Origin of the sequence: Mesorhizobium sp. YR577, from assembly GCF_900116595.1 — a bacterium.
GTDB lineage: Bacteria > Pseudomonadota > Alphaproteobacteria > Rhizobiales > Rhizobiaceae > Mesorhizobium_M.
This window is the reverse complement of sequence record NZ_FPBI01000001.1, coordinates 544777-558505: the sequence shown is the minus strand read 5'-3', so window position 1 is coordinate 558505 and position 13729 is coordinate 544777. Positions and strand designations below refer to the sequence as shown.

Annotated in this window: 14 protein-coding genes; 6 read left to right on the top strand and 8 right to left on the bottom strand. The window is 64.1% G+C overall.

Annotated elements, in window-relative coordinates; genetic code table 11:
• Positions 1-115 precede the first annotated feature (115 nt).
• Both BM413_RS02865 and BM413_RS02860 read right to left on the bottom strand, forming a co-directional pair.
• On the bottom strand, positions 116-1345 hold the full coding sequence (locus BM413_RS02865; RefSeq protein WP_091910108.1) for a multidrug efflux MFS transporter: 1230 nt from the start codon (positions 1343-1345) through the stop codon (positions 116-118).
• 2 nt (positions 1346-1347) lie between these two features.
• On the bottom strand, positions 1348-2016 hold the full coding sequence (locus tag BM413_RS02860; RefSeq protein WP_091910105.1) for a GntR family transcriptional regulator: 669 nt from the start codon (positions 2014-2016) through the stop codon (positions 1348-1350).
• A 198-nt stretch (positions 2017-2214) separates the two neighbouring features.
• Between BM413_RS02860 and BM413_RS02855 the strand changes: the two genes are divergently transcribed.
• The 3 genes from BM413_RS02855 to BM413_RS02845 all read left to right on the top strand — a co-directional run bounded on the left by BM413_RS02855 (position 2215) and on the right by BM413_RS02845 (position 3978).
• Positions 2215-2904 carry a helix-turn-helix transcriptional regulator gene (locus BM413_RS02855; protein WP_091910347.1) on the top strand — a complete coding sequence of 230 codons (690 nt, stop codon included), beginning with the start codon at positions 2215-2217 and terminating at the stop codon, positions 2902-2904.
• A gap of 67 nt (positions 2905-2971) precedes the next feature.
• Entirely contained in the window at positions 2972-3334 is a 363-nt protein-coding gene (locus BM413_RS02850; protein ID WP_091910101.1) for a VOC family protein, read from the top strand.
• A gap of 209 nt (positions 3335-3543) precedes the next feature.
• Positions 3544-3978 (top strand): EVE domain-containing protein, encoded by a 435-nt coding sequence (locus tag BM413_RS02845; RefSeq protein ID WP_091910098.1) that lies wholly within the window; start codon positions 3544-3546, stop codon positions 3976-3978.
• A 14-nt stretch (positions 3979-3992) separates the two neighbouring features.
• Here BM413_RS02845 and mutT read toward each other — a convergent pair whose 3' ends face one another.
• From mutT to BM413_RS02820, 5 genes are all read right to left on the bottom strand, one after another.
• Positions 3993-4409, bottom strand: coding sequence for an 8-oxo-dGTP diphosphatase MutT (gene mutT, locus BM413_RS02840; protein WP_091910095.1), 417 nt, complete (start codon positions 4407-4409; stop codon positions 3993-3995).
• Positions 4410-4411: 2 nt separating this feature from the next.
• Positions 4412-5191 carry a GNAT family N-acetyltransferase gene (locus BM413_RS02835; RefSeq protein WP_091910092.1) on the bottom strand — a complete coding sequence of 260 codons (780 nt, stop codon included), beginning with the start codon at positions 5189-5191 and terminating at the stop codon, positions 4412-4414.
• Complete coding sequence (argJ, locus tag BM413_RS02830; RefSeq protein ID WP_091910089.1) at positions 5191-6432, bottom strand: bifunctional glutamate N-acetyltransferase/amino-acid acetyltransferase ArgJ; 1242 nt, start codon at positions 6430-6432, stop codon at positions 5191-5193. Before argJ ends, BM413_RS02835 begins: the two co-directional genes overlap by 1 nt.
• Before the next feature lie 75 nt (positions 6433-6507).
• Positions 6508-7098: a hypothetical protein gene (locus BM413_RS02825; RefSeq protein ID WP_091910085.1), complete on the bottom strand. Its 591-nt coding sequence runs from the start codon at positions 7096-7098 to the stop codon at positions 6508-6510.
• Positions 7099-7165: 67 nt separating this feature from the next.
• The gene (locus BM413_RS02820) at positions 7166-7405 is read right to left on the bottom strand and encodes a putative antibiotic biosynthesis monooxygenase (RefSeq protein WP_091910081.1); all 240 of its coding nucleotides are present in this window, start codon (positions 7403-7405) and stop codon (positions 7166-7168) included.
• A gap of 106 nt (positions 7406-7511) precedes the next feature.
• Between BM413_RS02820 and BM413_RS02815 the strand changes: the two genes are divergently transcribed.
• Positions 7512-8129: a TetR/AcrR family transcriptional regulator gene (locus BM413_RS02815; RefSeq protein ID WP_091910344.1), complete on the top strand. Its 618-nt coding sequence runs from the start codon at positions 7512-7514 to the stop codon at positions 8127-8129.
• A 135-nt stretch (positions 8130-8264) separates the two neighbouring features.
• Positions 8265-9668, top strand: a complete 1404-nt coding sequence (locus BM413_RS02810; RefSeq protein WP_091910077.1) for an MFS transporter — start codon at positions 8265-8267, stop codon at positions 9666-9668.
• Positions 9669-9767: 99 nt separating this feature from the next.
• On the opposite strand, the gene BM413_RS02805 is transcribed toward BM413_RS02810, so the two are convergent.
• Entirely contained in the window at positions 9768-10685 is a 918-nt protein-coding gene (locus tag BM413_RS02805; protein WP_091910074.1) for a peptidylprolyl isomerase, read from the bottom strand.
• 241 nt (positions 10686-10926) lie between these two features.
• Between BM413_RS02805 and secA the strand changes: the two genes are divergently transcribed.
• Complete coding sequence (secA, locus tag BM413_RS02800) at positions 10927-13650, top strand: preprotein translocase subunit SecA (RefSeq protein ID WP_091910071.1); 2724 nt, start codon at positions 10927-10929, stop codon at positions 13648-13650.
• The last annotated feature ends 79 nt before the right edge of the window (positions 13651-13729 follow it).

The following is a 13729-nucleotide window of genomic DNA, read 5'->3' as shown; positions in this document are numbered from 1 at the left end:
GCAACCCTCGTTCAATTTTTCACGATTGCATAAAGGATTGATTAACGTTGATCGTCCCGCGGAAAGGCCTTCGGTTCACGCATGATCGTGTCCAAAAAGTCTGCAACTTTTGGCATCATGCTTTTGGTCTCGCCAGCCAGTTGTAGACGGCCCCGCCGGCCATCAGCACCGCCGTGCCGAGGAAGACGGCGCGCATGCCGATATGGCCGCCGACGAAGCCGCCGGCGAGCGGCCCGATGACCTGCCCGGCATATTGCGACGAGGTCGAAATGCCGAGGATGTTGCCGGCGATACGGTCCGGAACATTGTGACGGATAACGGCAGCGATGCAGGGCAAAAGCCCGCCCAGCGCCAGCCCCATGAGGAAGCGCAGGAAGACCAGCTGCCAGCTTGCCGTGACGAAGGCCTGCGGGACGAGCAGGACCGCCGAAACGGCGAGGCAGCCGGTGATGACCGTCCAATGTCCGATGCGGTCTGCGAGCTTGCCCAGCTGCGAGGCAGACACGATGCTGCCAAGGGCCGCCGCCGACATGGTGAGGCCGGAGATCATGGTCACCTTGCCGGCGTCAGCCACAAGCTGCGCGACATAGACGGTGATGATCGGCTCGATCGACATGATGGCGATCATCAGCAGGAGGCCGGTCACGATCATGGCCAGCACCGGCCGCTTGTCGGGCACGGCCGACCAGCCGGCGCTTTCCTTCGCCGCTTTCTTGCGTTGCGGGCGCTTTTCCTCGCGGATGAGGAAGGTCGTCGCCAGGAAGGTTATGAAGATGATGCCGCCGGCGAGGAAAAACGTCTGGCGTATGCCGATCAGCGGCGGCAACGCACCGCCGATCAACGGGCCGACGAGATTGCCGGCCATGATGCCGGACGACAGCGTGCCGAGCGCCCAGCCCGACCTGTTCTTCGGCGTCTGCGTGGCGACGAGGATCATCGAGCCGGAGGTGTAGCCGCCGGCAATGCCGGCAAAGAGGCGCAAGCCCAACAGCTGCCAGATATTTTCGGCCATGCCCATCAGCGACATCGACACGGCCATGCCGAGGCTGGCGCGGATCAGCATCGATTTGCGGCCATAGCGGTCGCCGAGACGCCCCCAGAGCGGCGCCACCAGCGCGGCCGAAAAGAAGGTCGCGCCGTAGGCGATGCCGGACCATTGCACGATCGCTGCGTGATCGGTGACGCCGAGCTGCTCGACATAGAGAGGCAGGAACGGCAGCAGCAGCGTCATGGCGACGATGGTGGTGAAGGAGCCGATCAGGCAGACGAACAGGTTCTTCCGCCAATGTGCGGAATGGCCTTCGTCAATGGCGGGTTCGGAAGACTTGTCGGTGCGGGCATCCATGGTCAGGCCGCCCCGATGATGGCAAAGCCCCGCGCCCGGAGGCCGCGCCGGTCATCCTCCAGCGAGCGCAGCAGCCGGTCGCGCGTATCGCGGATATGCCCGCAAATCGCCTGCGTCGCAGCCTCGGCGTCGCGCCGCCGGATGAGGTCGAGCAGGTGGCGATGCTCGGCAAAGGCATTGCCGCGCGCCTCTTCGGTGCGAACCTCCAGCCAGCGCGCCCGCGACAGCTTGATCATCGCGGCAGAGATCGCCTTGACCAGAAATTCGTTGCCGGAAAGCCGCGCCACTTCGACGTGAAAATCGGTGCCGACGCGGTGCCACTCTTCGCGCGGCGCATCCGGCTCGCAGGCGTTCAACAGGTCCTCGACGGCATCGATGTCGGCATCGGTCGCCCGCGCGCAGGCATGGCGCACGGCAGCCGTCTCGAGCGCCTCGCGGAACTCGGTCAATGCCGTGATCTCGCCGAGGTCGATCGGCGCGACGATCCAGTTGCGGCCGTCGCGCTGCACCAGCTCCTCGGCCTCCAGCCGCACGAGGGTAGCCCGCACCGGCGTGCGCGAGCCTCCGAAGCGGCTCTCCAGCCAGCGCTCGGTCAGCCGTTCGCCTGGTCCCAGGTCGAGCGAAAGGATCATTTCGCGCAACTGGTCGTGGATCTGTAGCATCTGGGACATGGGAACCTGCCGCGCCGGCTTTGACGCTCGGCTATCAAGATTTTGAGGGATGCCAGTTTGGTATCCCAATTTGGCATCCCATAATCAGAGCCTCTGGTTTTGGCAAGGATGATTTCCGGCAGCTGATGGAAAAGCAGTTGTGCCAGGCATCATTGCTGCCAGAATATGGCACCATCGTTCGCTATGATGGGAACCGCCATGTCGCGATCCGAACGCCTGCTCGACCTCATCCAGACCTTGCGCCGCTACCGCCAGCCGGTGAGCGGGCAGACGCTGGCCGCCGAACTCGGCATCAGCATCCGCACGCTCTACCGCGATATCGCCACGCTTCAGGCGCAGGGCGCGCATATCGAGGGCGAGCCGGGCCTCGGCTACATCCTGCGCCCCGGCTTCATGCTGCCGCCGCTGATGTTTTCGGAAGACGAGATCGAAGCGCTGGTGCTCGGCTCGCGCTGGGTGGCCAAGCAGGCGGACGCCCGCCTGTCGGCTGCCGCAAGCGATGCGTTGGCGAAAGTCGCGGCGGTGCTCCCAGTCGACCTGCGCGAAAGCCTCGATGCCTCGACCTTGCTCGTCGGCCCGCACGCGACCGCAGCCGACAGCGTCGATCTCGGCGTGCTTCGCAAGGCGATCCGCGCCGAGCGTAAGCTGGAGCTTACCTATCAGGACGGCGGCGGTGCGGGCACGCGGCGCACCGTCTGGCCCTTCGCGCTCGGCTATTTCGACCGGGTGCGGGTGCTGGTGGCATGGTGCGAGCTGCGGCAGGACTTCCGCCATTTCCGCACCGACCGCATGTCCGATCTTGCCGCGACCGATATGCGCTACCCGCGCCGGCGCCCGGTGTTGCTGAAGGAATGGCGCGACATACAGGGCATTCCGCAGCCGCAGTGATCGCTACTGCCAGAATCTGACAGTGTCGGCTTCTATGCTCTCCTCATCGCCAACAGGAGACCACACAATGTCCCACACTTTCATGCTGCTCTACGTCACCGACGCGGAAAAGAGCGCGCTTTTCTATCAGGACCTGCTTGGGCGCGAGCCGAAGCGCTCGTCGCCCGGTTTCATCACGCTGACACTGGAAAACGGCTTCACCATCGCGCTCTGGTCGAAGGACGGCGCGGTACCTGCCGCCGATTTCACCGGCAGCAGCACTGAACTGGTGTTCGCCGTCGACGGCGCAGCCAAGCTGGACGCTGACTATGCCGACTGGGCCGGACGCGGGCTGAAGATCGTCATGGCACCGACCGACCTGCATTTCGGCCGCACTTTTGTCGCGCTCGATCCGGACGGCCATCGGATACGGGTGGTTGCGCCGAACTGACGGCCAAGTGGGAAGGCCCCCTCTCCGTCTCGGCTTCGCCGAGCCACCTCTCCCCCATTTCATGGGGGCGAGGAACCCAAGTCCTGCAGGGGCGTGGCCTCGATGGGTGCCGGTTCCTCGCCCCCGCAACGCGGGGGAGAAGTGGCACGCGAAGCGTGACGGATAGGGGGAACCCCGACAAGCACCACCCCAACCACAGGAGCACTCCCATGCCCAACAACTGGATCGCAATCGCCTCTGCCGAACATGTGCGGCTCGGGCGCAAACAAGGCTTCATGCAGGTCTGCCACGGCAAGGCCGGACCGCTGAGGCGCATCGCGCCGGGAGACGGCATTGCCTATTACTCGCCCTCGGAAACATTCGGCGGCAATGACAGATTGCAGTCCTTCACCGCTATCGGCAGGGCTCGCGGCGGCGATCCCTATCTGTTCGACACGGGCGGCGGCTTCCGCCCCTATCGCCGCGACGTGGATTGGCTTGCGGCCTCCGAAGCACCGATCAGGCCGCTGCTGGATGCGCTGCATTTCACCGCCGGGCACCGCAACTGGGGCTACCAGTTCCGCTTCGGGCTGTTTTCGGTGACCGAACATGATTTCGACCTGATCGCCGGTGCGATGGGCGCAAGATTGCCCGAACCGGCGTGAACCGGCTCAGCCGCTTACAAAAGATCGATCAGGAACGGGATCAGCGGCTCGTCGGCCGGCGGCATGGGATAGTCGCGCATCTGCTTGGGCCGCACCCATTTCAGCACCTGCCCCTCGCGCGGGTGCGGGGTGCCTTCGAACCGCCGGCAGATATAGAGCGGCATCAGGAGATGAAAAGTCTCGTAAGAATGGCTGGCGAAGGTGAGCGGCGCAAGGCACGCAACCTTGGTCTCGATGCCGATCTCCTCGCGCAATTCGCGGATCAGCGTTTCCTCCGGCGTTTCGCCGGGCTCGACCTTGCCGCCGGGAAACTCCCAAAGGCCGGCCAGCGTCTTGCCCTCCGGGCGCTGCGCCAGAAGCACGCGGCCATCGGTGTCGACCAGCGCGCAGGCCGCAACCAGAAGAATGCGCTTTCCCGCCTCGCTGCTCATACTCAGGCTTCCGGCGGGCGGCGGTAGTGGTAGCGGTAGACTTCCCTGAAGCCGAGCGTCTCATAGACATGGCGGGCGGCTTCGTTGTCGGCCTCGACCTGCAACCATGCTTCGCGTGCGCCGCGCGAGCGCGCCCATTTCAGCGCCGAAAGAACGATGCGGCGGCCATGGCCCTTGCCGCGCTCGGCGGCATCCGTCGCGATCTCGAACAGGCCGGCAAGATCGCCCTCCTGCACGCAGATGGCGGTGGCCAGCGGCTTGTCGTTTTCCAGCACGAACAGGCCGGCCTCCGGCTGGATCGAGCCGATGATTTCGGAAAGGCCGGGCCGCAGCGAGGAAGGCAGGCCGTGGACCTTGAGGGCAGCGCCGATGAAGCGGCCGATATCCTTCAGCGGGATCTGGTCCAGCGCGCTCTCCACGCCTGCACCTTCCAGCGGCAGGCGCATGACCAGCGATTCGGAGAAAACATCCCAGCCCAGATCGTCGAGATGGCTGGACAGCACCGGCCCGGACAGCGGCGACATGCGGAAAGTGAGCGGACGGCCGTAGGAATCGAAGCGGCGGGCAGCACGCGCGATGCGCTCCGTAAGATTGCCGACATCGCCCGGATCGAGCGGGTTGACCGAATTCAGCCGCTTGGCCGGGTGGCCGGCTGTGAGCCGCACCACCCATGTGCCGTCATAGTGAACGGTCGCCGCCGGCCAGGCACGAAAACCCGCCGCCTCGTAGCGGCGAACTTTCGCCAGTTCGGGTGTCGGCCGTTGGTCGTCCACGCCCGCCATCAGCTCCGGTAATCGCCGTTGATGGCGACATATTCCTTGGTGAGGTCGCAGGTCCACACCGTCGCCTTGCCGCGGCCGATACCGATATCGGCGCGGATGCGAACCTCGTCGCGCTTCATATAGGCCGAGGTCGCTTCCTCGGAATAATCCGGGTCGCGCTCGCCATTGTGAGCAAGCCGATTGTCGCCGAACCAGATCGACAGCAGGTCGCGGTCTGCGGGCTCGCCGGACTTGCCGACGGCCATGACGACACGGCCCCAATTGGCGTCCTCGCCGGCAACGGCCGTCTTGACCAGCGGCGAATTGGCGATGGAAAGCGCGATGCGCTTGGCCGAACGTGCAGACTTGGCGCCGGTGACGGTGACTTCCACCTGCTTGCGCGCACCCTCGCCGTCGCGAACCACCTGCAGCGCGAGGTTCTTCAGGATCTTGTTCAGCGCCCGCTTGAACTGGCCGAGCCGCGCATCCTTGATGTCGGTGATAGCGGGCGCGCCACGCTTGGCAGCGGCTCCGGTGGCAAACAGCAGCAGCGTGTCGCTGGTCGAGGTATCGCTGTCGACCGTGACGGCGTTGAAAGTCGGCGCCACGCCCTTCGACAGCAGCGCCTGCAGCACGGGGGCTGCGATCGGCGCGTCGGTGGCAACGAAGGACAGCATCGTCGCCATATCGGGCGCGATCATGCCGGCGCCCTTGGCGATGCCGTTGATGGTGACGTCGGTGTCGCCGAGCTTGACCGTGGCGGTGGCGACCTTGGGATAGGTGTCCGTGGTCATGATCGCCTTGGCGGCTTCGGTCCACAGATCAGGCTTGCCGTCCTTGACCAGACCGGCGAGCAGATGGCTGAAACGGCCGGAATCGAGCGGCTCGCCGATGACGCCGGTGGACGCCTGGAACACTTCGCCCGGCGTGCAGCCGGCAGCAGTGGCGGCAGCCTTGCCGGTCAGCGCCGTCGATTCGCGGCCCTTCTTGCCGGTGAAGGCGTTGGCGTTGCCCGAATTGACCACGAGAATGCGCGCCTTGCCGCCGGCAAGGTTGTCGCGACAAAAATCGACTGGCGCCGAAGGGCATTTCGAGCGGGTGAAGACACCGGCAACGGCCGTCCCGGCATCGAACACCATGGCCAGAAGATCGGTGCGGCCCTTGTATTTGATGCCCGCCTCGGCAGTGGCGATACGCACGCCCTCGATGGCTGGCATCTTCGGGTATTTTTTGGGCGCGAGAGGGGAAATGGCGGTCGACATGGGCACCTCTGCCGGCAAAAGCGCAAGAAAACGTGTGCCCGTTTGCCCGATAGTGCGTGCCGACGCAAGGCGTTTTCACTGGCCCAAGCGATACTGATGCCGCCTGATGGCATCATCCAGGAACCTCAAGATCGGCCTCTCATCCCAAACCTGAACCTCGATGAAGCGATCAAAGCGCCGTGGCCCGTCGGCTTTCCACTGATCCTCTGGCATTCCGAATTCCGCCACCACAGACCTTATTTCCGGAAGCATGAACACCTGCCCATGGTAGGGCATTCGCTCAGCTTCGTGATCCTTACGCGTCCCGATGGCGAAACTGGCCATGCTGTCAGGGTAGGTGAATGTAAGAATGCCCGGCGGGAAATCGGCCAGTGGCATGACAAGCGAACAAGGCCGCGAAGGGTCCTTTCCGTCCGCGAAGTTGCCGAGGAAGAAATAGATCGGCCTTTCCCGCGGCGTTTGACCCAAAAGCCTTTGCCGCTCGCCAATCAGCCATGCCTCCGTTTCGAACCGCCTGCGGAGGTAATTTGCTTTGACGGCCCGCTTTCCGGACTGATGGATACGTTGAAGAACGTTTTCGGCTTCGGCGGAAGACAAGTCGCACAAATTCGAGAGAAAAACCCCTTCGGGATCGTAATTGTGGGTCAACACCTCGGGTATCGTCATCGCCGGCTGAGCTCGAATCGCTTTCCCGGCATTTTGCACGGTGACAACGACACCGCACAGAGAAGCCTTACCGACCGGCAGGATTTATGAAGCCGCGAAACAGTTTCTGCACGCCGGGAATGAGCACCCAGATCATGGTCGAGACCATCACCGGCACGACGATGAGCGTGCGTTGCCAGATGGTCCAGCCATCGGTCAGCGGGAAGACGACATAGAGCAGCGTGGTGAGCAGCGGATAGGCGCCGAGCAGGACGAGCAGCGCAAAGCGCGGACGGGAAAAGCGGTTGGGACTGGTGGTGGCGGACATGCGCCTCTCCTATATAATCGAAACGGAACGTTCCGTTATATAAAACGGACCGTTTCGTTTCGTCAAGACCTCATGCTAAGGAAATATGAGGAGCGAGGTGGAAACGATGTCAGACAGCCCCGAAGAAGCGCGCCGTTCGATCGGCGCCAAGCGCAACCCGGCAAGCGCGGACGCGATTCGCGAGGCGGCGCAGGCGGTATTGCTGGAAGCAGGCTATGCCGGCTTTTCCATCGAGGCGGTTGCGCGCCGGGCGCGGGCCGGCAAGCCGACGATCTATCGCTGGTGGCCAAGCAAGGCTGCCCTGCTGATTGACGTCTACCAGCGCCAGAAGCGCGTCGACAATCCGGACACGGGCAGCATCGAGGAAGACCTCGTGCTGTTTCTGAAGTCGCTCTTTCGGCACTGGCGCGAAACGCCGTCGGGCAGCATTTTCCGCTCCATCATCGCCGAGGCGCAATCGGACGAAGCCGCAGCGGCGGCCCTTGCCGACTACAGCCGCAGCCGTCGCGAGCACACCGGGCTGATGATCGAGCGCGCAAGGGAACGGGGTGAAGTCGCCGCCGATGTCGAGCCGACGCTGGTTGCCGATCTCGTTGCTTCCTATGCCTGGGTGCACCTGTTGACGGGGCGAACCGACGAGGACGAGGCGACGATCCGCAAGGCTGTCGGGGTCATTTTGCGTGGGGTGAGGAACCTAGCCCAAGGCGGGAAAGCCCCCTCCTGACGCCGCGCAAGGCTTTGTCGGCTAAGACGCTTGCCCGGTTCGCGCGGCTGGACGACCCGTTTTGGCCAGCTTGAGTCATTGTGACGCCGGCAATGCCGGGATAGGCCGGTCTCCATAAGTGGAGGCTACAAAACGATGGAAGCACCGGCACCGGCAAATACCGGCTGGGCTGACCTGTTCGCTGAAGGCAGGCTGCCGCGCTTCGCGCTGATCTGCCTCGGCGTCTGGCTGAATGCCGCCGACGCGCTTGTCACCGCCACGATCATGCCAAGCGTCGGCGCCGAACTCGGCGGCTACGCCTATTTCAGCTGGGCGGTCGCCGGCTTTCTCGTCGGCGCCATCCTGGCGGGCGCGAGCGCCGGGCGGCTTTCCGAGATCTTCGGCCTGCGCCTTGCGACCGCCATTGCCGGCCTTGTGCTGGCGGCGGGCTGCGTGCTCAGCGCTGCAGCGCCGACCATCGGCGTCTTCCTTGCCGGGCGGCTTCTGCAAGGCATAGGCTGCGGCTGGACCGCCGGCTTTGCCATGGTCGCCATCGCGGTGCTCTTTCCGGAGCGGCATCTGGCGCGGGTGTTCGCAGCGGTTTCCGGCGTATGGGGCGTCGCCACCATACTCGGGCCGCTGGTCGGCGGGCTGTTTGCCGAGACCGGCAACTGGCGATCGGTGTTCTGGATGTTCGCCATCCAGGCGGTGATCTTCAGCGCCGCGACACCCTTCCTGCTCATGGGCACCGTCCGTTCCCAGGAGGAAAGCGGCATTCCCTGGCTGCAGCTCGGCACGCTGGGGCTGGGTGTGGCCGCCATTTCGCTGGCCGACACGATGGGCCAACCATTGGCCGCGCTCGGCCTCGTAGCAGTCGGGCTGGCGATCCTCGCCCTTGTGCTGCGGATCGACGCCAAAGCCAAGGTGCGCCTGCTGCCGCATCGCGCCGGCGACCTTCGAACCATCAGCGGCGCCGGATATGCCGCCATGTTCGCGCTGATGGCGTCATCCATGGGGCTGACCGTCTACGGCCCGGCCATCCTCCAGACCCTGCATGGCCTTTCGCCGCTGTTCGCCGGTTATGTGGTGGGCGTGCAGGCGCTTTCCTGGACTTTTGCCGCCGTTGCGGTGGCAGGCGTCACCGGCATAGCCGGCGAGCGGCGTTGGATACGCATCGGAGGCGGCTGCATCCTGGCCGGCGTGGCGCTGCTGGCGGTGGTGCTGCATCAGCCGCCGCTAGTGTTCGTAATCCTCGCCGCAGCCACTTTAGGGGCAGGCTTCGGCTTCTCATCGAGCTTGATGAACCGGCGGATTCTGGGCGCGCTCTCGAACGAGGATCGCGCCATCGGCGCTTCGGCCTTCATCGCCGTGCGCCAGACGGGCGGCGCGGTCGGTGCGGCAATCGCCGGCGCAACGGCAAATCTCGTCGGGTTCGGCGCCGGCGTGACGGTCGAGACGGCGCAGGCGACCGCATTCTGGGTATTCATAACCGCGCTGCCGATGGCACTGGCCGGTTTTCTGGCAGCCTGGCGGCTAAGCGGCTCGGCGGTAAAGGCTTGAACGGCCGGTTACCCACATAAAAACAGGGGCCGCGAAAACTCGCGGCCCCTGCCCTGATAACGTCCTGCCGCCCAACATTAGTCAGGCGCGGGATAAAAATTACTTCTGCTGTTCCATCGCATCGACGGCCTTCTTCAGCTCGGGATCGGCAACGTCGACCTTGGCCGCGCCGCGCAGCGACTTGACCAGGGCAAAATAATTGTCGCGCACGAGAAGCGAGCGGACCTGATCCTTGACCTGCTCGAAAGCCGGCGGCTGCTGGGTGCGCTTGTCCTCTACCTTGATGACGTGCCAGCCGAACTGGCTCTGCACCGGCTGCTCGGTATATTTGCCGACGTCGAGCGCGAAGGCCGCCTTCTCGAATTCCGGCACCATCTGGCCGGGGCCGAAGAAGCCGAGATCGCCGCCATTGGTGCCGGAGCCGGCATCCGTGGACTTTTCCTTCGCGATATCTTCGAACTTGGCGCCGCCGTCGAGCTGCTTGATGACGGCTTCGGCCTCTTCCTTGGTCTTCACGAGGATGTGACGGGCATGAACCTCGTTGACCGGCGGGGTATCGGCCATTTCCTTGTCGTAGCGGGCGCGGATCTGCTCATCGGTGATCTTCTTCGACACTTCCGATTCCACCACGGCGCTGTGCAGTGCGCGTTCCTGCAGGAACTTCATGCGGCGCTGGAATTCGGGATCCTTGTCGAGACCCTTGGCCTGGGCTTCGGCTGCCAGCAACTGGATTTCGATCGTCGCGGAAAGCGCTGCAGCGCGGCGCTGCTCGGCCGGAAGCCGGGCGAACTGCTGGTCGAGATCGCCCAGGGCCAGTTCGAGATCGGCCTCGGTGATCGGCTGGCCGTTGACGGTGGCGATGACCGTCTTGGGATCGACTGGCTTTGCAGCCTCTGGTGCTGGCGCGGCTGCGGCCGGCTTGGTTTCCTGCGCGACGGCCTGCGTGGCCGCCGGAACTGCAAGCGCGATAAGGGCGCCCAGGCCGGCATAAGAGGCGCGTCGGAACGAAAAGGGCATCAGAAACACTCCGGTGGGGATTGGAAGAACTTTCAAATCAGCACAATTGTGGCCGAATTTGGCGCGGCAGACAGCAACGCTGCCACGTTGACATCGCTTCGGCCCCCTCTTATCTGTCCTTCGACTTTGCGTCCAGAACCGTTTTCCCGGGCGCTTTTCGTTGTTTCAACCTGATCCGGTTAGTAGGATAGCGGGTTAAGTCGGCACACCGCCGGCAAGATTCGAATTGAAAGGCCCTTTGATGGTCAGTCTCGGCGGCATCGCCCGTAAGATTTTCGGCTCCTCCAATGATCGCCGCGTCAAGTCGACGCGCCCCAGGGTGGAGGCGATCAATGCGATGGAAAATGAACTGCGCGCGCTCAGCGATGACGAGCTGCGCGCCCGCACCGACCAGTTCCGCCAGGATCTGGCCAATGGCGCCGACATCGACGACCTGCTGGTCCCGGCATTTGCGACGGCGCGCGAAGGCGCACGGCGCGTGCTCGGCCTGCGTCCCTTCGACGTCCAGCTCATCGGCGGCATGGTGCTGCATGGCGGCGGCATTGCCGAGATGCGCACCGGCGAAGGCAAGACGCTGGTCGCCACCCTGCCCGTCTACCTGAACGCGCTGACCGGCAAGGGCGTCCATGTCGTCACCGTCAACGACTATCTCGCCAAGCGCGACTCCGAATGGATGGGCCGCATCTACAAGTTCCTCGGCCTCACCGTCGGCGTCATCGTCCACGGCATGAGCGACGAGGAGCGCCGCGAGGCCTATGCCTGCGACGTGACCTACGCCACGAACAACGAGCTCGGCTTCGACTATCTGCGCGACAACATGAAATATGAGCGCGCCCAGATGGTGCAGCGCAATCACAATTACGCGATCGTCGACGAGGTCGACTCCATCCTGGTCGACGAGGCGCGCACGCCGCTGATCATCTCCGGTCCGCTCGAGGACCGTTCGGAGATGTACAACACCGTCGACGCCTTCATGCTGCAGCTGACGCCTGAAGACTATGAGGTCGACGAGAAGCAGAAGACCGCGATCTTCACCGAGGACGGCACCGAGAAGCTGGAGAACCTGCTGCGCGACGCCGGCCATCTGAAGGGCGAGTCGCTCTATGACGTCGAGAACGTCGCCATCGTTCACCACGTCAACAACGCTCTGAAGGCCCACCGCCTGTTCCAGCGCGACAAGGATTACATCGTCAAGGACGGCGAAATCGTCATCATCGACGAGTTCACCGGCCGCATGATGCCGGGCCGCCGCTTCTCGGAAGGCCTGCACCAGGCGCTGGAAGCCAAGGAACACGTGGCCATCCAGCCGGAAAACCAGACGCTGGCCTCCGTCACCTTCCAGAACTATTTCCGCATGTACTCCAAGCTCGCCGGCATGACTGGCACGGCTTCGACGGAAGCGGAAGAATTCGGCAATATCTACGGTCTCGAAGTGACCGAAGTGCCGACGAACCAGGCCGTGCTCCGCATCGACGAGGACGACGAGGTCTACCGGACGGTCGAGGAAAAATACAAGGCGATCGTCAAGGAAATCCGGGAAGCAAGCTCCAAGGGCCAGCCGACGCTGGTCGGCACGACCTCCATCGAAAAGTCCGAGCAGCTCGCCGAGCGCCTGCGCAAGGACGGGTTCAAGGACTTCCAGGTCCTGAACGCCCGCCACCATGAGCGCGAAGCCTCGATCGTCGCCCAGGCCGGCAAGCCGGGCGCCATCACCATCGCCACCAACATGGCCGGCCGCGGCACCGACATCCAGCTCGGCGGCAACGCCGAGATGCGCATCGAGGAAGAGCTCGGCGACATGCCGGAAGGTCCGGAGCGCGAGGCCAAGGAAAAGGCGATCCGCGACGACATCGCCGTGCTGAAGGAAAAGGCGCTCGCCGCCGGCGGCCTCTACGTTCTGGCCACCGAACGCCACGAAAGCCGCCGCATCGACAACCAGCTTCGCGGCCGTTCAGGCCGTCAGGGCGACCCCGGTCGCTCGAAATTCTTCCTGTCGCTGCAGGACGATTTGATGCGCATCTTCGGCTCCGAGCGCATGGACGGCATGCTCCAGAAGCTCGGCCTCAAGGAAGATGAAGCCATCATCCATCCCTGGATCAACAAGGCTCTGGAAAAGGCGCAGAAGAAGGTCGAGGCGCGCAACTTCGACATCCGCAAGAACCTGCTGAAATACGACGATGTCATGAACGATCAGCGCAAGGTCGTCTTCGGCCAGCGCATCGATCTGATGGACGGTGAGAGCCTGACCGAGACGGTCGCCGAGATGCGCCAGGACGTGATCGACGATCTCGTCGCCAAGCACATTCCCGAAAATGCCTATTCCGAACAATGGGATGCGGCCGGCCTGAAGGAAGGCGTCATCCAGTATCTCAACCTCGATCTGCCGATCGAGGACTGGGTGCAGGAAGAGGGCATCGCCGAGGAAGACATCCGCCAGCGCATCACCGAGCAGGCCAACGCCGTTGCCAAGGACCGCGCCGACCGCTTCGGCCCCGAGGTCATGGCCTATGTCGAGCGCTCGGTCGTGTTGCAGACGCTGGACCACCTGTGGCGAGAGCATCTGGTCAATCTCGACCATCTGCGCTCGGTCGTCGGCTTCCGCGGCTACGCCCAGCGCGATCCGCTGAACGAATACAAGTCGGAAGGTTTCGAGCTGTTCCAGGCCATGCTCGGCAATCTGCGCCAGGCGGTGACGGCACAGCTGATGCGCGTCGAGCTGGTGCGCGAGGCGGCAGACGCCCCGCCCCCGCAGGCGCCGCAGACCTTCGGCCAGCACATCGACGCCTCAACCGGCGAGGACGATTTCGGCGACACCATGACCGCGGTCATGGAAGACAGCCGCGTCGTCGCCGCCGAAGACCGCGACCCGACCGACCAGCGCACCTGGGGCAAAGTCGGCCGCAACGAGGCCTGCCCTTGCGGTTCGGGCAAGAAATACAAGCACTGCCACGGTGCTTTCGCCTGACGTGAAGCCAGCAAACGAAGCCGCCTGACTGTTCAGGCGGCTTGCCGGTTGGCTGGCCGTCCGGTGGCGCGATGTGGCT